Consider the following 18,723-nt stretch of genomic DNA (forward strand, 5'->3'; position numbering starts at 1 on the left):
CACTAAGTGTATTCGCTCTGTCCTGGCGACTCATGTAACTATACATAGGGAAAGGCACCTACCCAAATCCGCTGGGCAGGTGCCTTAATCGCCGCTTTTAAAGAGTGAAAGAACTACTTTTCCGTCTTCTGATAAGACTCAACTGCCTTATCGAGTTCATCCAGGGCGCGGCCGTATTCCTCGAAGGAACCATCGCGAGCATCCTCTAGGCCCTTCAAAGCCTTGTTGATGTCATCGATGGCGCCTGCCTGGTCGGAAGAGGAAGGAGCGGAGGCTGGGGCCGACTGCTTATCTTCCTTGGCATCCTTCTTATTCTTGTCGTCCTTGGTGTCGGTCTTTTCGCCAGAATCGCCGTCGACTTCCTCAATATTCTGAGCGGCCTTGGCATCGATTCCAACTTGCTCAAGGGCATCACCGATAGTGGGGGCGTAGCCTACGCGGCCCTTATAGGACACGAGTACGCGCAGCAGCTTCGGGAAGGCAGAGGCCTGGTCCTTGCGCTGCGAGTAAATCGGCTCAAGGTACAGGATTTCGCCATCACCTACTGGCAGGGCCAGCAGGTTACCGTTGTGCAAGTCGTTAGTGCCTTCCCACAGGGTGCGGTCTCGGGCGACCTGGTCAGAAGACATCATCGCATCCTGCGCCTGCTTCGGGCCCTGAGTCTGCGTATTGGTCGGCAGCACCCGCACGGTGATATCGCCATAAGTTTCCGGATCGGAGGAGACAGCCATGTGTGCGGACAGGAACTCGCGGTTCAAGCCGCGATAAGAGGTCGTCAGCTGGAAGCTGGGCTTGCCGGTCTCTGGATCTGCGGCCATCACGTAGTAAGGCGGCTGGTTGAGCTGACGGGATTCCTCCGCAGTGGGGTCATTCGGCACGGACCAGAAGGCATCGTTGTTGAAGAATACATTCGGGTCATCCACGTGGTAGCGCGCCAGCAGGTCACGCTGCACCTTGAACATATCTTCCGGATAGCGGAAGTGCTGACGTAGCTCATCGGAGATTTCCGCCTCTGGCTTGACGACGTCCGGGAAGACTCCCTCCCAAGCCTTGAGCACTGGGTCATTCTTATCGAACTCGTAGAGATCCACGCTGCCGTCATAGGCATCGACGGTGGCCTTTACCGAGTTACGGATATAGCCCACTTTGTCATTGACAAGGCGTTGGGTCGTGCCATCAGGATTGAGGGTGTCCTGGGTGGCGTCGGAAAGCGAAGCGCGCTGGGAATAAGGCAAGGACTCCAAAGTGGTATAGCCATCGACGATCCACTTCAGGCGGCCATCCACCACGGCCGGGTAGGTAGCAGAATCGGTGGTCAGCCACGGAGCAACCTTTTCCACGCGCTCGCGCGGGTCGCGGTCGTAGAGGAGCTTTGACTCGCTGCCGACGCGGTCAGAAAGCAAGAAGTTCAGCTCGCGGTACTTGGCGGCGTACATAGTGCGGTCGAAGATATTGCCAATGCCGACGCCGCCCTTGCCGTCATAGGTATAGGTGGAGCTATCGGTGTCATATTCCACCGGGTTATCGCCAGTCTTGCCGGTAATGGCGTAATCCATGCCATCGGCAGCGCCAGCAATAACCGGGCCATAGTAGATGCGCGGCTGGTCTACCTTGATGCCCAGAGACTTCTCGGCGTCCTGGGTTTCGCCTTCGCCCTCCGACTCACCGGCCTGGGTCTGCAGATCAGAAACGGTAAAGATGGGGAAGCCTCCGCGGGCAGAGCCCGCATCGCGGGCTACCTCATCGACCTTATTGGCCTGCGCTGCCACAAAGCCATTGCCGTGGGTGTAGACGGTATGACGGTTAATCCAGTCGGACTGATTCTCCCGCAACTCATTTGGATCCAGCTCGCGCGCAGCAACGACGAAGTCACGCTTCTTACCATCGATCTCATAGCGGTCCATCGATAGCGTCTCTGGGAAGCCGTAGAAATTCTTCAGCTGCTGCATCTGGGTGAAGGTAGGAGAAAGAATCTCCGGATCCAGCAGGCGGAGGTTATTGATGGTGGCGTTATCAGAAGCCACCTTGTCATCAGAGACCTCGTCCCCACCCCAGTTGTCTTCATAGGTGACGTGGTCATCGGTAAGCCCATAGGCATAGCGCGTGGCCTCAATATTGCGGGCGATGGATTCTTCTTCCTTTGCCTGACGGTTTGGCTGCACGGAAAAACGTTCCATCAGCAGCGGCCATGCCTGGCCGATAACCAGCGAGGACAGCAGCATCAACACCACGGCCAGACCCGGGATGCGCAGGTCCTTAATGACGATGGCCATAAACAATGCCACCGCCACAAAGACGCCGATGATCATCAAGATGATTTTCGCCGGTAGGTAGGCATGAATATCGGTATAGGAACCACCGGTAAAGAGATCGTGCTGGGCATATAGGAGCTCGTAGCGATCCAACCAGTAGCCGATGACCTGAACAACCATCCACAGGCCGGCAGTAATCGCCAGCTGCAGGCGAGCCGAGTGGGAAATGGAGCCGCGAACTCCTGCGGCCTTATTGCCAATGCGGATGCCACCCAGCACATAGTGACCGAAAAGCGCGATGAGGAACGCCAAAATCAACAGGATAGATAGGGTGCTGACCACCATCTTCAAAACCGGCAACGTGAAGGCATAGAAACCTAGGTCGTGGTGGAACTGGGCGTCCTGTTGGCCGAATTCCTGGCCGTTTAAAAATAGCAGGACCGTGCGCCAATTAGCCTGGCCGATGAAACCGGCAATGATGCCCACGATGGCGGGGATGACCTTGAAGAAGACGCCCATAGACTTTTCAATGGACTTGCGGTACTGATACACCGGCGAGTTCAAGTCCCCAAGGTCGAGCGAATCCGGACGCCCGCGCCAGGCAAAGAGGCCCGCGGCCCACACCACGGCAGCGGCGATGAAGCCGAAGATGATAAAGAGCACTATCCGCGCAATAATCGCGGTGGTGAAGACGTTCCGGTATTCAATCGCACCAAACCACCTCCAATCCGTGTACAGGCCCACAAACATGGAGCCGATGAACAAAAGGAGGGCAATGATGGCCGCAATGATTGTCGCGACCCGCGGGGGCCGCTTCAACGGGGCGGCTGGTGTGGATGATCCTAAGGACAACGCCAGCTCCAATCAAATAGTGCGAATTTAAAACCTGTAGACTTCTTCCAGCTTAAGGAAGCAATACACAGATAACGAATAAGGATGTTTATGAGTTCCCCCGAATTATCACAGCCAGCTTTAAACCGCGCGATGACCGAAGCCGTGGAATTCGTCCATGCAGAGGGCTGGGACGCCCGCCCCACTATCTTCGCGCTCGTTCCTACCCACTTAGTAGCAGACCAGCTTGCCGCCCTCGATGAGGAAGATGCGGCGCCGCTTACCCTTATCGTGCAGGATAATGTGCCTGAAAACATTGAGCCCGGTTCTGAGCAGTTGGCCGACTATGTCTCCCGCTTGGCTTGGCCGCGGGAGGTGGCCGGCGTCATCCTGGCCCAAGAGATTAGGTTCCGCGATACCTCCAGCGAGGACCCCTCCCCTCGCCCGGCGCGCCTGTTTTCCGGTGCGCTGCGTGAGGAAGGGATTGAAACCACATTGCTGCAGCTGCGCCCCACCGAAGAGGAGTTGGAAGCAGCCGGGCCATTCGCGGAGGATGACATCCAGCTGCGCGGCGGCCCCCAGGTAGCACCCGGGATTATCGCGGCCCTGCGCTATGGGCTGAGCCAGGACCCGGATGAACTAGATTAGACTGGAAAGACAATTCTCGCTTGCGACTAAGGAGCAGTTTCCTACCGTGCGACGCTTTACTCTCACTCGCCTGACCGCTACCCGCGCTACCGCAGCAGCACTCCTGCTGGGGGTAGGCGTGAGCGCTGCCGGCTGTTCCTCGGATGATGCCGCGCCTGCCGACGCCCCCGTAGATACCACCACTGCCAGCGCCGAGTCCGCTCCCACTGCGGCGGATGCCACTGAGGAAACCAGCACCGCATCCAGCTCTAAGTCCACCGCCGAGTCCAGCGTCGAGTCGAGTGCGGCGGCGAGCTCGGAGGCGGCGTCGGAAAGCACAGAGCCTGGGAGCGAAAAATTGGAAAAGTCTGTGTCCAAGGCCTATGACATCTTCGCGCCCGTGGCACCGCAAGAGCTTTTCGCGCACTTCGATCGCTGCGATTCCACGGGCGGGGATGACTCGTATAACTGCTCTGGGCCGAAGGTAGGCCAGTTCCAGTTCTTCCGCTCACACTCCAAGGCAAAGCAGACCACGCAGGTGCTTACTGAGCTGCGCAGCTCGCAGGTCATTGAGGATAGCGGCGACCGCGTTGTGGGCTGGTCCACGCTGGGCACCACGGCGGTTATTACCGTGGTGGACAATAAAGAAGGCATGGTCATGCAGCAGATGATCTCCTCAGACCAGGAAGATCCGGAAGAGAAGATCAAGGAACTGGGCCTAGCTAAGTAGGCCGCTTATTGGCAGGTTTTAATTTCCTTGCCGTCCGCGAAGTCTTTCATCGTGGATACCGCTTCATCCAGGTTGGACACTTCCGCGATGGGCATGTCCCCGTGGTCGCTCGCGGCGGCTTCGGAGCAATTATCTTGTGGCGCCAGGAAGAGTTCCGCGCCGGCTGCGTGGGCGGCGGCGATTTTATGTTGGATGCCGCCGATGGGGCCCACCTTGCCATCTTCTTGAATGGTGCCGGTGCCGGCCACAAATTTGCCGCCCGTGAGGTCTTCTTCGCTGAGCTTATCGATGACCGCCAGGGTAAACATCATGCCAGCGGATGGACCACCGATATCCTGCAGGTTGTATGTGACCTCTATATCGTCTTTAGGGACCGAGAGCATGGCGATGCCCAGCATCGCCTGCCCCTTCTGGTGGGGGTTTTCCCCTAGCTCTATTTCTTCTTCGTGCTTTTTGCCGCCACGCTCCACGGTCATCGTGACCTTATCGCCGGGGCTCTTTTCCTTGATGATGTCTTGAACTTCACCCGGCTCCGAGACTTCCTTGCCCGCCACGGCGGTAATGACATCATCTTTTTTCAGTTTGCCCTGCGCAGCACCCTTATCCAGCACCTCTGCGATGGAGATCTTTACCGGCAAATGCAGGTAGTCCATGGCTGCCAGAGTCGCTGCGGACTCGGACTGAGTAAAGGCCTGCTTATTGGACTCTTCTACTTCTTTATCGCTCATGTTCTGTGGGATGACGGTATCGATGGGCACGATGGTGTCATCGGTCATCATCCAGCGTCCCAGCGCCTGGGCCAAGGTCATATTGGTACGCACGGAGACCGTAGTCATGTTGAGGTGACCATCCGTGTCATAGGTTTTCGGGGCTTGAACGTCAACGACCTGGGTGCCGTCTACCTCCCCCAATGTGTCTACCGTGGGGCCTGGGCCTTCGGCAGCATAGGGGACGGTCAAAGACACATCGGTGCCGGGAATATGGTCAAGCGATACCAACGCACCGGTTAAGACGACGGGGATAGCACCCCAGGCGATGGTGCGGACGCGACGGCTAGCAGGAGAATTCACGAATCACTACCCTACAACCTTTGCCGTCGTGTTCGCTGTCAGCGTAGCAGGGATCATGGAAACTAGCCGGATGGTGTCGGTAGATTAGGACGCATGAGCAACGGATTCGGTTTTTCTTTCCCCAATAATGATGACGACGATAATGACGGACGTCGTGACCAGAACCCGTTCGGCGCATTCGGCGGCGCTAATGGTGGCGGCCTCGGTGACATGCTGAACCAGTTCGGTCAGATGCTGTCCGGCATGGGCTCTTCTATGAACTCGCCGGAAAATTCCGGCCCTGTTAACTATGACATGGCCAAGCGCATCGCCCTGCAGCAAATCTCCCAGTCAAAGGGTGTGAGCGCGGACGATACCAAGGCAGTGGAGGAATCCGTCCGCCTAGCGGAGCTGTGGCTCGATGACGCCACCTACCTGCCCACCGCCTCCGGCACGGCCAAGGCGTGGGATTCCAAGCAGTGGTTGGAAGAAACCATGCCGGCCTGGCAGCGCATGGTCACTCCGGTGGCGGAGCATATGAATGATGCCCAGATGGAATCGATGCCGGAAGAAGCCCGCGAGATGATGGGCCCGATGACCAAGATGATGAGTCAGATGTCTGGCATGAACTTTGGCATGCAGCTCGGTCACGCCTTGGGTGATTTGGCTGCGCAGGCGTTGACCGGCTCTGATTTCGGTCTTCCCATCGCCCCGGCCAATACCGTGGCACTATTGCCACAGACCATTCAGAAGGTCGCCCGGGAGCTCAATATTCCTGGCCAAGAGGTGCTGGTCTATATTGCAGCGCGCGAGGCCGCGCGGCAGCGCCTGTTCAAGCACGTGCCGTGGTTGGTAGAGCGCATCGTCTCCTCTGTGGAGGAATATGCCATCGGTCTGGTCATTGACACCTCCCACTTGGAGGAAGTCACCCGCGAGCTCAACCTAGAGTCCGGCGATCCGCAAGCAATCCAGGATGCGATGAGCAAGCTGCAGGGCATGGACCTCTCCCCACGCATCACGTCCAAGAACACTGCGGCAGCCTCTCGCCTAGAAACCCTACTGGCATTGGTGGAAGGCTGGGCCGAGCACGTCGTCACAGAGGCACTGGGCGAGCGCATCCCATCCACCTCGAAGCTAACCCAGGCATGGGCGCACCGCCGTAGCACTGGTGGTTCTGCCGAAAACGCCTTCAGCAAGGTCGTTGGTATCGAGCTCAACGCCCCCAAGGTTTCTGAGGCCGCTGAGTTGTGGCGCCGCGCCACCGTTGCCGTGGGTGCGGAAAAGCGCGATAAGGCGTGGGACCACCCGGACTTCCTGCCAACTGCAGAGCACCTAGATAACCCTGCCGCCTTTATCGACTCCCTATTGGATGACGGCCCTGATGAGGGCTTTGAGGAAGAGTTTGCCAAGCTGGAGGAAATGCTCAAAAACGGTGAGGATTCCTCTGCTGCTCAGGACGATGAAACCGGCGAGGCCGATGGCCAAGATGAGCAGAAAGAAAAGGGCAACGAGGACGACGAGAACTAACAGCCCCAGCGCTGGTAGGCCTCAAGATAGCCCTTCGCCCGCTCAGCGTGGGGCGCCCTGTCCGCCCAGTGCCAAAAATCCCGCCCATGGCGCGGGATGAAGGTGTGGGTGAGCTCGTGAATGATCACCGAATCCAGCACATAGTCCGGCACGTGTTGTAGCCGGTCGCTCAGCCGAATATCCGCGGTGGAGGTAGTACAGCTACCCCACCGCGTATTTTGATTGCTTACCCAACGAACAGAGCCGATGGTAGCGCGGCTGTCTAAGAAAGCCGCGTTAAGCCGCCGAGCACGCTCTTCTAATTGCGCGTCCGAGCGGCGGCTACTGCCCTGTTTCTTTTCTACCCGCGCCAACATATCCGCCACTGCCTCGCGCTCATCGCGAGCGGACATCCAGGCGGGGATGCGTACCTCGAGCACCCCGGAGACCATGCGAGCCTGCACGGTTTTCTTCCGCTTGGCGGAACGAATGACTTTGACCTCTGGGGTTTGTGGTGCGGGGGGCTGCGTGCTCGACATGACAGGTGATTGTACCTGTGGTGCAATGGAATCCACATGCATCGGGGAAAGGGGTATAGGCGTGGGGGCTTGTGTCACCCAGGTAGTTTTGGCGCCGGGCAGCGCAGTGTTTTGCCGCGAGGAAACGGTGGTTCAATTTGGCATGGATGCCACCCGCGTTGGAGTGGCAGAAACGGGCAGCGCGCTTTCCGTCGCGGCGGCCTTCAATACCGCTCGCGAGCCAGTGAGGCCAGAAGATTTGTCTGGGAGACTATGCGCCGCAGGTCTAGATGAGGCCGCAGCGCTTAGCCTTATCGAGGACGCACTGGACTATGGCATCCTTTGGCCTTATAAAGAGGCCGTAGAGAAATCGGACACTCTTGTCTTGATGGGAGAATCCGCACTGGCGCAAGGCTTACGCGCACGCCTGGAGGCAGATGGATTCCAAGTTCGCATCCCGTTAGAGGATGACAATATCTTTTCCTATATCCACGACCTCGACGGCATGTATCCGGTCCTGGCCGTAGACCAGCTGCACTGCCCGCTGGATTGCGCCAATGCGCTGGCGGGAACGGAGACCACGTGGCTTCCGGTGTCTTTACTGGACAATCGTGGCGTCATAGGCCCGGTACGCGTGCAGGGCCGAGGCCCATGCCCACTGTGTGCGCACCTATCCCGCGTGGATACGGACCCGCGCTGGAATATCATCAGCACCCAATTACCCCGCGTGCGCCGCACGCCAGAAGCTGTGGTGCTCGATGCGGTCGCGGCGCATACGCAGGTGATCATTCGCCGGCTTATGGGGCGGCCACTGCCGCCGGGAGCGCCGACCGCGAAGCCGCGCCCTGGACAGCAGTGGGAAGTCGATGTCTACGGTCACCACCAGCAGCGCACCATCATTGCGCATCCGCGATGCCCAGTATGTTTTGGCGGAAAAACCAACTTGGCTAGCTGCGCACCGAACGAATGACCTCTAGTACTTGGGCGCCATAGCGCTCCAGGTTGCTGGGGCCTACACCAGAGATGGACAGCATTTCTGCCTCATCGGCAGGAAGCTCCTCCGACATGGACTGCAGGGTGGCATCGGAAAAAATAACATAGGCCGGCACCTTTTCCTCGCGCGCAACCTGGGAACGCCACGAGCGCAAGGCAGAAAAGACCTCTTCATCTCCGCCTCCCTCGCAGTCTTCGTGGCGGCCGATAACCTTTTCGGCCGGTGTTCCCAGCAGACCTGAACATACGCGGCAGCGTTTCGGGCGGCGCGAGCGAGTCCCCTTGCCAGAGGCGTCTTCGGCCGCCGGTACGATTCCATCGAGGAAGCGGGTACGCTCGCGCGAGGCTCGCGAACCAGTGGTCTTCGCCAACGCCCACGACAGTGCGAGGTGCTCGCGGGCGCGGGTAATGCCGACATAGAACAAACGACGTTCTTCCTCAATCTGCTCATCGCCCGCCTTGATAGCGTGGTTGATAGGCATGAGCTTTTCTGTCAGCCCCACGAGAAACACCGCATCCCATTCCAAGCCCTTGGCAGCGTGCACAGTAGCTAGCGTGACGCCTTCCATAGCTGGGGCCTGTTTATCGGTGGAGCGCCGGCGCAGTTCCCCCAACACCCCGTTGAGATCTATGCCAGGAGCCGATTCCACAATCTTCTCGATGAGCCCTACCAATGCGTTGAGGGATTGCCAGCGCTCGCGGGCCTGCGCGCCCTGCGGCTCGGTGGCGCTTAGCCCCAACTCGACAAAGGCTGCGCGAGCAATTGCCACCGGATCATCCGGCAAGTCCTCACGACGGGTCGCGGCGATGAGAACGCGAATGGCCTCTAGGATCTCCGGGCGGCGGAAGAAGCCCTCGCCGCCACGGACTTGGTAGACCACTCCGGCGTCAGCAAGCGCCTGCTCAAACTGCTCCGATTGAGCGTTAATGCGGTAGAGGATGGCAATCTCAGAGGCCGGCACGCCCTGATCCAGCAGTGTGAGAACCTGGCCGGCAACCTCCTGGGCCTCAGTCTCTTCAGACTCATAGGCCTTAAAGGTGGGCTCCGGACCAGGCTCGCGCATGCCCTGCAGCTCCAAGCGTGTGCCAGCCGCACGCCCTGTGGCCTTGCCAATGACCCGATTGGCCAAGTCCGTTACCTGCGGCGTCGAGCGGTAGTCACGCTGCAACTTGACCACGGTCCCATCCGGGTACGTGCGCGAGAAATTGAGCAGATAGTCCGGAGAGGCGCCGTTGAAGGAATAGATGGTCTGATTTGCATCACCCACCACGGTGAGATCGTCGCGCTCACCCAACCAGGCATTGAGCACCCGCTGCTGCAGTGGGGTTACGTCCTGATACTCGTCTACCACGAAGGTGCGATACTGCTCCCGGAAGGTTTCTGCAATCGCCGGCACATTTTCAATGGCACCCGCGATGTGCATGAGCAGGTCATCGAAATCCAGGTGCATCATGTCCGGCGTGGCCTTGGATTGTTCGTAGCGGCGAAAGGCCTCTGCCACCTTGGCGGGATCAGCCGGAGCGCTGCGGTCCGTAGTGGCGATCACAGACTCATAATCCTCGGCGCTCACCAGCGCGGACTTAGCCCACTCGATCTCCGCTAGGACGTCACGGATCATATCCTTGGAATTATCCAACCCCACCGAACGCACCGCGCGAGCGACCAGCGGGAATTTATTATCCAGCAGCTGCCATGGAAGGTCCCCCGCTACCTGGGGCCAGAAATACTTCAGCTGGCGACGCGCCGCGGCGTGGAAGGTCTGCGCTTGTACGCCGGCCACGCCCATGGTGCGCAGGCGATCGCGCATTTCCCCGGCTGCGCGCGCCGTGAAGGTCACCGCTAACACGCGTTGCGGGCTCACAAAACCCTGGTCTACCAGGTTGGCGATGCGATAGGTAATAGTGCGGGTCTTCCCCGTACCCGCGCCAGCCAAGATGCACACGGGCCCGCGCGGCGCCGTGGCCGCGCGCAGCTGATCTTCATCCAGCAGGGACAAATCCGGCTTAGTCACCGTGATACCACTCCATAATCATCGTGTGTGCAATTGAACCCGGACGAGGAAGCGAAAGCTCAGGCAGCTCGGCGCGCTCCACCCACCGGATTTCTTCCAGTTCCCCATCAGTATGGCAGGTGGGATGGACATCAGCCGTTTGTGCACAAAAGCCCAGCATAAGCGAGCCGCTCGGCGGCCACGCCTGCGAGCCCCAATAACGAATATGGTCCACCCTACGCCCGGTTTCTTCGAGCGCTTCGCGTGCAAAGGCTGCCTCCGCAGTCTCGCCGGGTTCAACGTAACCAGCGATCAAAGAGAAGAAGCTATTGCGGCGGCGATTACGCGCCAGCAAAATCCGGTCTGTACCGCTGAGGCGAATGAGCCCAATGACGGCGGGATCCAAGCGCGGGAAGACCAGCCGTTTCTCGTCGTGCGGATCGCGCCCAACGATTCCCGGCGCCGGGTAGTCCAGCTGGCGTCCGGTCCGGGGATCAAAGCGCTGTTCGCGTCGGTTGCGAATAAGCGCGATGGCTTGCAGGATAACCGGCTGGTCTGCAAAAAAGGTTGCACTTTCCAAACGGCCTAGCTTCCCGGCGCTATCCTCCGAGACCAAGCATGCCTGCAAGGTGCCTAGGTCCACCACGACCTGCTTGCCGACGCCCCCGGGAACCTCTTTCACCAGCACCGGCTCCCCCACCCCCGTAACCGGTACGAGGCCACTAGGAGTTACTGGGAGGAACATTTAGTCCTCGTCATCATCGTCCATGACCTCAATGGGCTGTTCCATCTCGTGCTTGATATACAGCAATCGGTCTCCCGGCTTCAACGCGGAGGCGTCCGCGGTATCCACTCGGTGCAGTTCGTTATTGCGCAAGACTGCAAGCACGATATCTGCCAGGTGGCGTGGGTTAGAACCAACCTCAAACTCGCGCACGGCACGCTCGGCCACGGAGAAGCCCTCATTAGGTGAAAGCAGGTCTTCCATCATCTCCACCACCGTCGGGGTCACGGTAGCTAGGCCCAATAGTCGGCCGGCAGTCTCAGCAGAGGTGACCACAGAATCCGCACCAGATTGGAGCAGCAGGTGGCGATTCTCAGACTCGCGAACCGACGCCACAATCTTGGCCTTGGGTGCAAGCTCTCGCACGGATAGACAGCACAGCACCGCTGTATCGTCCGTAGATGGGGTTACAACAATAGAGCTTGCGTGCTCTACCCCAGCGATCTTCAATACGTCTTGCTTTGTACCGGAACCAAAAATGGTGACTAGTCCGTGGTGCTCTGCGTGAGCTAGGGAGGCACGGTTGGTATCAATGACCACGATCTGGGAGGACGGAACATCATCGGCCAGCAGCGCGGCCACCGCTCCGGCGCCCTTGGTGCCATACCCGATAACGACGGTGTGGTTACGCAATTGCTTTCTCCAGTTCTGGATTTGGAAAGTACGTCGGGCCTTATCCGTTAGCACGGACAAGGTCGCGCCAACCAATAAAACAAGGAAGATCAGGCGGGCAGGTGTAATAAGCGTTAAGTTAATGAACCTGGCCTGCGGGGACACAGGAACGATATCGCCGTAGCCCACTGTAGTTAGCGACACCGCAGCATAGTAGGCGGAATCCAAAAGCGACATGTCCTCGCTATATCCACCGCCGTCCAAATAGACCACGACTGTCACGAAGACAACAATGCCTAAAGCCCACAGCACACGCTTGCCCAACTGACGCCACGGGCTGGAATTTTCATCCCTCGGCACCGTAATGACGTCAATGAGCGCGTGGTCCGGCTGCGAGGACAGCTCAACCTGCGGCAAGAAGCGACTCTTAAAGTGCGACTTCATAGCTCGCGCACGATTTTTGCCCACTAGCCCCGCCTTTTCTGGTCTCGAATGATTGCTCAAGAGATTGCGTGCTTACGCAACCGCTCACATACCTTAGCCCTTTTGGTGCTCAACTGACGATTCAAGGAGTTTCTTTAGCTCTTCCCCACGTGGAAGGCAGGCTGGCTCAAAGGTATAACCATCGTGCACATAGTAGAAAGCAGCGCGAATCTTCTCTCCGCCATGGATACGCCGCCATGCCTCTGCATAAACCGCAAGCTGTATCTTGGCGGCGTCCATAGCCTCCCCTTGGGGTGGGCGGCCTGTCTTCCAGTCCACCACCATCCACGTGCCGTCGTCCAAGCGGAATACCGCGTCCATGCGCCCGCGCACCACGGCCTCACCGATGGTGATTTCAAAGGGCGCTTCTACGTATTCCGGTTGACGTTGCGCCCACTCCGAGCTCAAGAAAGCTTTTTTCAGCTCTTCCAAGTCATAGTCCGCCGCCTCATCAGTACCCGGCAGCTCTTCCTCGCTCAATAGTGCAGGGCTGCCAAAGCGGTCCTCCAACCACGCGTGGAAGGCGGTACCGCGCTTGGCATAAGCATTCGGCTTAAACGGCACTGGACGGCGTTGCCTGCGTGCGAACTGGAGTGGATCTGCCCGCAGCGCAACCATGTCAGAAGCAGTCAGCTCGCTGGGTAGCTCAACGTCTACCACCGGCTGTTGCAGAGCCCTGTATTCTTCAATAAGAGCGCCAGCTTCCTGCTCCCACAACTCAAAGGTTTCACCGTGGCTGAGGTCTGGAAGTTCATCCATCGCCTCAAGCACCGCATCGGCACCGGCAACTGCCTCCGGGTTAGCCATCAGCGCTGGGAACTGTGCGCTCTCACCAAAGTCCTCCTCAGACGGTTCATCTGGCACGGACCACTCCACCACGTACTGCGGGAACTTCTCCTTCAAATGCTCTAGGTATTCATAGGGCCCCTTCTTGTTTCTTGAAGAAAGGTTATTAGTCCCCGAACCAGTAACGGTCAGCGTGGATTCGGTACGGGTCAATGCAACATAAAAAAGGCGCGCAGATTCTTCCGCCTTTAGGGCACTATCTGCTTTCTTAAATTCTTCGCAGGCGTTTTGGAACTGCGAGCGCTTTTCGGCATCCTCTGGGACCTCAATATAGTCGTCCTCCCCCGGGACCTTTTCGATCCTGCTAAGGAAGGTCTCCGCTTGCGCGTTATAGCTAGAAGAATCAGCATGCACCACGCAGACATGCTCCCATTCCAGGCCCTTGGCCTTATGCGCAGTCATAATTTGCACACGGTCCGTTGCGGCAGGCACCTCGCCCATGTCCAAACCGTCTTCCTTTTCGAGTGCAAGCGCAAAATAGTCCAAGAGTGCGTACAAAGAATCACCGTGGAAGCTAGCGACGATATCGGCAAATTTATCCAAGTGGGCCGTTCCCCCCGCGCTTCCGCGCGCCAAGACTTCGGTACGGATATTAAACAATGCCTCAATATCAGCGAAGATGTCCACCAGCGGCTTGGATAGCGAATAGGTGCGCAAGTGCCGCAGTTTGGCAGATACCTCTTCCATGCGGGCAAGGCCCTGTGGGGTATAGCGGTCCCTCTCCCCCAAGTCAGCCAGGGCGTCGGCAAGGCCAACGCGCTGATCCGGTTCTTCTGCGGTGACATCTTCCAACTGCGCTCGCAGGTAATCTTCCGGGTCCATTCCTGGTTCCCAACGCAAGCGCTCCTCCCTTGCTCCGGCGAGGTTTCGTTGACGCGAAGCGAGGGCTTGAATATCGCTAATCCCCAATCCACACATAGGGCCAGCCAGTACCCGCACTGATGCAGACAGATCTTCTGGGCGTACGAGCATCGTGGCAATGGCCACGAGATCCTGGATTTCTGGCTGCCACAACAAACCACCGAGACCGATGATTTCATTAGGTACGCCCGCCTTGTCTAAAGCCGCAGCGATAGGTGCGGACTGCCTATTTTTACGCACCAGAACCGCTGCGCTGAAGGTGTCTCCTTCGCGTTTGTCCCACTGCTTTTTCAAATGCTCGGCGATAAATTCGCGCTCGCGATTTTCGCTTTCAAAGTAGGCCAGCTGGATTTCACCCTCGCCTTTATGTGGGGCGGCAGAAAGTTCATCCACGGGACGCTCAACGCCTTCAAATACCCTCTCCGCCACTGAGTTAGCCAAATCCAGCGCACCCGAAGGGTTGCGCCACGAGGTAGTCAATTGGTCCTTCGGAGCAGGTGTGCCCGACTCGACTGGAAAATCCTCCACGAAGGCGGTGAGGTTTTCAGAGGTCGCGCCGCGCCAGCCGTAGATGGCCTGCATTGGATCGCCTACAGCCGTAACAGACAGTTCATCTTTCTCGCCGCCGAAAAGGCTTCGAAGTAGAACGCGCTGGGCATAGGAGGTGTCTTGGTACTCATCCAACATGACAACCTTGTAGCGCTGGGATTGTTGCCTGCCCACAACAGGATAATCACGCGCTACTCGGGCGGCGACAGACATTTGCTCGCCAAAGGTGATGACTTGTCGCTCGGATTGTTCCTTTTTCAGGGCCTCCAGCAGCGGTACGTACTGCACACGGCGTTCCTGTGTCTGGATATAGCCCAGCAGCTTTTGAGAGTATTCGGGGCCATTCTTCTTCGATTTGTCAAGGTTATCGATATCTGCGCGAAAATCGCGCGCATGCTCAGCGATATGGCTCGTGTCTTTGAGACCGTTATCAATATCCTGGCTGAGGCTCAGCAGGGTCTCGGTGATTGTGGCTAGGGTGCGATCGTCTTCTAGTTGGCCGGTGTAATTGCGCACCACATCGTAGGCTAAGGAATAGCGCTCGGCCTCAGTAATGATGCGCGCGGTGGGCTCAACCGGAACTAATAGGCCGTATTCACGAACGAGTTCTCCGGCGTAGGAGTCATAGGTGGATACCTTCGGCGCAATGTTTTCTAATGCTTCTGCCACATCGCTGCCTGGTGGGATGAGACCGGAATCGCGCAGTTGAATCAGCTGCCTGCGAATGCGTTGCTCCAGTTGTTGCGCGGCTTTGCGGGTAAAGGTCAGGCCAAGAACCTGTTCAGGTCGCACATAACCATTGGCCACCAAATACACCACGCGCGAGGCCATGGTTTCTGTCTTGCCAGCACCAGCGCCGGCAACCACGAGTTTGGGGCTAAATGGGCCTTCAATGACATGAGCTTGTTCGTCGGTAGGCGGGAAATCCTTGCCCAAGGCCGCAGCGATTTGCTGTGGGGAAAAGTTGCTCTTAGGCATCGGTGGTCATCCTTCCTTCTTCCTGCACGGGGCAGATGGAGCGAATTGGGCATTTATCGCAGTCTTTATTGGTACGCGCAGTAATGCGCGGACCACGCATTTCCTCCACCAGCGGGGGCAGAAGTGCGGCGAATTCTTCGAGTGCTTCCGGAGATTTATCGCTTTGCCAAATCTCGCCAATCTTCTTAGTGGTTGCGCCCGGGTAAACCAGCACCCCTCCCTGGCGCGGCATTCCTTCACCGTCGTGGACCTGATGGCCGTCGAATGCACCATAGGCAAGCGCGAGCTGATAGGTCATTAACTGCACATGGTCTTCGGCTTCTTTTTTGGCCGGTTGGGTTTTCCCGGTCTTGAGGTCCACGACCAAGTAGTTTCCTTCTTCATCGCGAAGGAGACGGTCCATATAGCCGCCGATGCGCACGCCTTCACCGACATGTACGCCCACAGGAATTTCCACGCCCACTAGTTCTTGATTTACTTCAGATTGGCGCGCCCATTCGCGGGCGCGGTCCAATAGAGTGGAAAACTCGTCGAGTTTGAATCGCAATTGCCACTGCGGCACGTCCTGGATGCGCTCGAAAGCCTCCATCACCAAAAGCTTGGCCTTTTCCGCATCCATACCGCGGCCAATGGCTTCAAAGAAGGCGTGGGCCAACGTACCGCGGAGCAGGTGCTCCTCAGCGCTCGGGTCCTCAGCCACATTGCCCAGCACAGCCTTGAGTGGGCAGTTGAGCAACGCTTCTACCCGGGAGGGCGACAAACTGCCGCTGGTATGCAACGGCAGTTCAGCCGCAACGGAACGCGCCGACCACCACTGCTCCGGGTGGGCGCCGGGGATTTCGGCCGCCGCTAACCGCGCGAGCTGGCGGGCAGCTTGCTTGCGTTCAACCTCACCAGATTCCGGATTGCTAACTACGCGGCGCAGCTGTGCGACAAAGGCCGGTACGGACAACACCGCAACATCGAGTGGATCAATCTCCAGACCATCGCGCAAAGAAACGGGTGCGGGTTCGGGCACATCGAGGCCCAATTCGCGCGGGAGTTGGGCGCGGCGCAGCGCCCGCTTTGCTTGGCGACGCGCAGCTTGACCGGGAACATCGACACCACGTCCGGCGAATTCGTCGATGAACCGAGAAGGCTCGGAGACCGTATCGCCCTCTGGATTCTCCACGGCAGTAATGAGCAAGCGCTTTCGGTGGCGGGTGGTAGCGACGTGGAAGAGACGACGCTCCTCTGCCAAGCGGGAGGCGATGTGGCTGACGGGAGTATCGGGATCAATATCGTGGTCGAGGAGATCGATAAGATCTTCTTGCCCGAAGATGGAGCCAGTCTCTCCTAGCGAAGGCCAGCTGCCTTCCTGGGCGCCGGCCACGATGACGGTATCCCATTCGCGGCCCACTGCACCGTGCGCGGTCAGGATTTCTACGGCCTGCGGAATGGCGGTACGGCGGTCACGCACGCTGGTGGGAAGTTCTTGTTCAGTGATATGGGTCAAAAACGCGCTCAGTGAAGAATCCGGGCGGCGTTCTACGTAGTCTCCAGCAGCGTCAAAAAGCGCCATCATTGCATCTAGGTCGCGGTCGGCCTGCGAGCCCGTTGCACCACCACGCAAGGCCGAGGCCTGTAGACGGTTGTCCAGGTCGGTAGCACTCCACACAACCCACAGAATCTCTTCCACCGAAGCGCCGGAAGTGAGCGCTTCCCGGCCGGCACTGAGCACTGCACGAACGCGTTCGAGGATCGAATATTCCCGTTCAGTGAGCTGTCCGTTGAAGTCTGGGAGCTCGCCGTAGAGAAGGCCCCGGAGGCTATCGATGCCCCGAGTGGTGGAATCCCAGCGGCGCAAGCCACGGATCAGTCGGCGCAGGGTGACAGGATCGGCGCCACCCACAGGTCCGGTGAGTAGTTCTTCCAACTCAGAGTTAGATAGTTCCTCCTCCAAGGCGCGCAGCGCAAGCAACACAGCGGAGACCAAACGCTGTTCGGCCAAGACAACGTCGGTGGGATTGATATGTACGGGCACACCGGCGGCTAGGAGGGTGCGGCGCATTTGGCCAATGTCACTAGTAGAGCGCACAATGACAGCGATGTCGCGCCAGGGCACGGCATCTTCCAAGTGGCGGCGGCGCACGGTATTAGCTACGACGTCGCGCAGCCGACCGTCCGAATCCACGATAGAGATGCACGCCGGTGTGGGCCTGCGGTAGGACTCGGTGAGCTCAATGTCATGCTCGGCTGGAAAGTCCTGCAAAAAGCGCGAGCTAGCACCACGGAAGGCAAAGACGGATTGGGCTGTATCGCCACCCACAACTACGAGATTGGCCTGCGCAGCCAGCTCACGAATGAGTTTTCCTGCGGTGGGGTCGAGCAGTTGCGCATCATCGACGACAATGGTGTGGAAGGGATGATCGCGCAGTAATTCAGGGCGTTGGAGAACCGCGGTAACCAACTCTGCAGCAGAGTATGAATGGGAACGGGAGAGGAGCTGCACGCGCTCATACTCGCGCAGAAATTCGCCCGCGGCGGACCACATAGGGCGGCCATATTCGTGGCCTAGGCGCTCCAGGTCTCCTGGGCCCAGACCTCGTTCAATGGAGCGCAAAAGGAAATCGCGCAACTGCCGCGCAAAGCCCACATATTCCAGCGCGGGGCGCATCTCTTCTGGCCAGGAACCGTGGCCGTCCTCTGCTTGACCGATAAGTAGCTCCCGAATGACGGCATCTTGTTCCGCACCGGTAATGAGCCGTAACTCCTCCTCGGCCGCCGTGCGCAGTAACGCAAAAGCCAAGGAGTGCACAGACCGCACCATTGAGGTCTGTGCGGCGTAATTCTCGAGGCGTTCAGAAAGTTCGCGGCGCAATCGGGCACCGGATTCCTTCGAGGGAGCGATAACCAGGATGCCGGAGGGATCCGCGCCGGTCTGCCGGGCTTTATCCAAGGCATGAATGACGGTATCAATAAGGAAGCTGGACACACCGGTGCCGGCGGCACCGGTTACCTTCCAGGTACCGGATTCTGGCAGGTCAACAGGCCAACTGCGGGTCGTGGCGGACTGGGTACGGGGAACGAGGCGCACCTGCGGGGACGGTGGAAGGACCACTCCCGCACGCGCG

12 protein-coding genes are annotated in these 18,723 nt (G+C 58.6%); 4 read left to right on the plus strand and 8 right to left on the minus strand.

The annotated features are described in order from the left end of the window. Positions 1 to 113: 113 nt before the first annotated feature. Positions 114 to 3,071, minus strand: a complete 2,958-nt coding sequence (locus tag MHK05_RS07690; protein WP_239205968.1) for a UPF0182 family protein — start codon at positions 3,069 to 3,071, stop codon at positions 114 to 116. 123 nt (positions 3,072 to 3,194) lie between these two features. Here MHK05_RS07690 and MHK05_RS07695 point away from each other — a divergent pair, with 123 nt between their 5' ends. Both MHK05_RS07695 and MHK05_RS07700 read left to right on the plus strand, forming a co-directional pair. Continuing rightward, positions 3,195 to 3,731: a PPA1309 family protein gene (locus tag MHK05_RS07695; protein ID WP_023020808.1), complete on the plus strand. Its 537-nt coding sequence runs from the start codon at positions 3,195 to 3,197 to the stop codon at positions 3,729 to 3,731. Positions 3,732 to 3,777: 46 nt separating this feature from the next. After that, positions 3,778 to 4,440, plus strand: coding sequence for a beta-N-acetylglucosaminidase (locus MHK05_RS07700; protein ID WP_239205894.1), 663 nt, complete (start codon positions 3,778 to 3,780; stop codon positions 4,438 to 4,440). Between the two features lie 5 nt (positions 4,441 to 4,445). Here MHK05_RS07700 and MHK05_RS07705 read toward each other — a convergent pair whose 3' ends face one another. Next, positions 4,446 to 5,510 (minus strand): YlbL family protein, encoded by a 1,065-nt coding sequence (locus MHK05_RS07705; protein WP_023020806.1) that lies wholly within the window; start codon positions 5,508 to 5,510, stop codon positions 4,446 to 4,448. Between the two features lie 93 nt (positions 5,511 to 5,603). Here MHK05_RS07705 and MHK05_RS07710 point away from each other — a divergent pair, with 93 nt between their 5' ends. Further along, entirely contained in the window at positions 5,604 to 7,016 is a 1,413-nt protein-coding gene (locus MHK05_RS07710; RefSeq protein ID WP_239205896.1) for a zinc-dependent metalloprotease, read from the plus strand. On the opposite strand, the gene MHK05_RS07715 is transcribed toward MHK05_RS07710, so the two are convergent. Next, on the minus strand, positions 7,013 to 7,534 hold the full coding sequence (locus tag MHK05_RS07715; protein WP_239205898.1) for a M48 metallopeptidase family protein: 522 nt from the start codon (positions 7,532 to 7,534) through the stop codon (positions 7,013 to 7,015). The genes MHK05_RS07710 and MHK05_RS07715 overlap by 4 nt on opposite strands. 127 nt (positions 7,535 to 7,661) lie before the next feature. On the opposite strand from MHK05_RS07715, the gene MHK05_RS07720 reads away from it, so the two are divergent. Next, the gene (locus tag MHK05_RS07720) at positions 7,662 to 8,483 is read left to right on the plus strand and encodes a bacteriocin biosynthesis cyclodehydratase domain-containing protein (RefSeq protein WP_239205900.1); all 822 of its coding nucleotides are present in this window, start codon (positions 7,662 to 7,664) and stop codon (positions 8,481 to 8,483) included. On the opposite strand, the gene MHK05_RS07725 is transcribed toward MHK05_RS07720, so the two are convergent. The 5 genes from MHK05_RS07725 to MHK05_RS07745 all read right to left on the minus strand — a co-directional run bounded on the left by MHK05_RS07725 (position 8,461) and on the right by MHK05_RS07745 (position 18,710). Further along, entirely contained in the window at positions 8,461 to 10,518 is a 2,058-nt protein-coding gene (locus tag MHK05_RS07725; RefSeq protein ID WP_239205902.1) for an ATP-dependent DNA helicase UvrD2, read from the minus strand. The genes MHK05_RS07720 and MHK05_RS07725 overlap by 23 nt on opposite strands. After that, positions 10,511 to 11,242 (minus strand): NAD(+) diphosphatase, encoded by a 732-nt coding sequence (locus MHK05_RS07730; protein WP_239205904.1) that lies wholly within the window; start codon positions 11,240 to 11,242, stop codon positions 10,511 to 10,513. Before MHK05_RS07730 ends, MHK05_RS07725 begins: the two co-directional genes overlap by 8 nt. Next, positions 11,243 to 12,337, minus strand: coding sequence for a potassium channel family protein (locus MHK05_RS07735; RefSeq protein ID WP_034655803.1), 1,095 nt, complete (start codon positions 12,335 to 12,337; stop codon positions 11,243 to 11,245). It lies immediately after the preceding gene. Positions 12,338 to 12,430: 93 nt separating this feature from the next. Continuing rightward, positions 12,431 to 15,610 carry an ATP-dependent helicase gene (locus MHK05_RS07740; RefSeq protein WP_239205906.1) on the minus strand — a complete coding sequence of 1,060 codons (3,180 nt, stop codon included), beginning with the start codon at positions 15,608 to 15,610 and terminating at the stop codon, positions 12,431 to 12,433. Next, positions 15,603 to 18,710, minus strand: coding sequence for an ATP-dependent helicase (locus MHK05_RS07745; RefSeq protein ID WP_239205970.1), 3,108 nt, complete (start codon positions 18,708 to 18,710; stop codon positions 15,603 to 15,605). Before MHK05_RS07745 ends, MHK05_RS07740 begins: the two co-directional genes overlap by 8 nt. Positions 18,711 to 18,723: the final 13 nt, after the last annotated feature.

The sequence above is a fragment of the Corynebacterium nasorum genome (genome assembly GCF_022347325.1).
In the GTDB taxonomy this organism is placed as follows: Bacteria; Actinomycetota; Actinomycetes; order Mycobacteriales; family Mycobacteriaceae; genus Corynebacterium; species Corynebacterium kefirresidentii.

Excerpts from the sequence above, each read along its gene's own strand:
- MHK05_RS07695 (WP_023020808.1), top strand. The coding sequence starts at position 3,195 with ATGAGTTCCCCCGAATTATCACAGCCAGCTTTAAACCGCGCGATGACC.
- MHK05_RS07710 (WP_239205896.1), top strand. The coding sequence starts at position 5,604 with ATGAGCAACGGATTCGGTTTTTCTTTCCCCAATAATGATGACGACGAT.
- MHK05_RS07715 (WP_239205898.1), bottom strand. The coding sequence starts at position 7,534 with ATGTCGAGCACGCAGCCCCCCGCACCACAAACCCCAGAGGTCAAAGTC.
- MHK05_RS07730 (WP_239205904.1), bottom strand. The coding sequence starts at position 11,242 with ATGTTCCTCCCAGTAACTCCTAGTGGCCTCGTACCGGTTACGGGGGTG.
- MHK05_RS07735 (WP_034655803.1), bottom strand. The coding sequence starts at position 12,337 with ATGAAGTCGCACTTTAAGAGTCGCTTCTTGCCGCAGGTTGAGCTGTCC.
- MHK05_RS07740 (WP_239205906.1), bottom strand. The coding sequence starts at position 15,610 with ATGCCTAAGAGCAACTTTTCCCCACAGCAAATCGCTGCGGCCTTGGGC.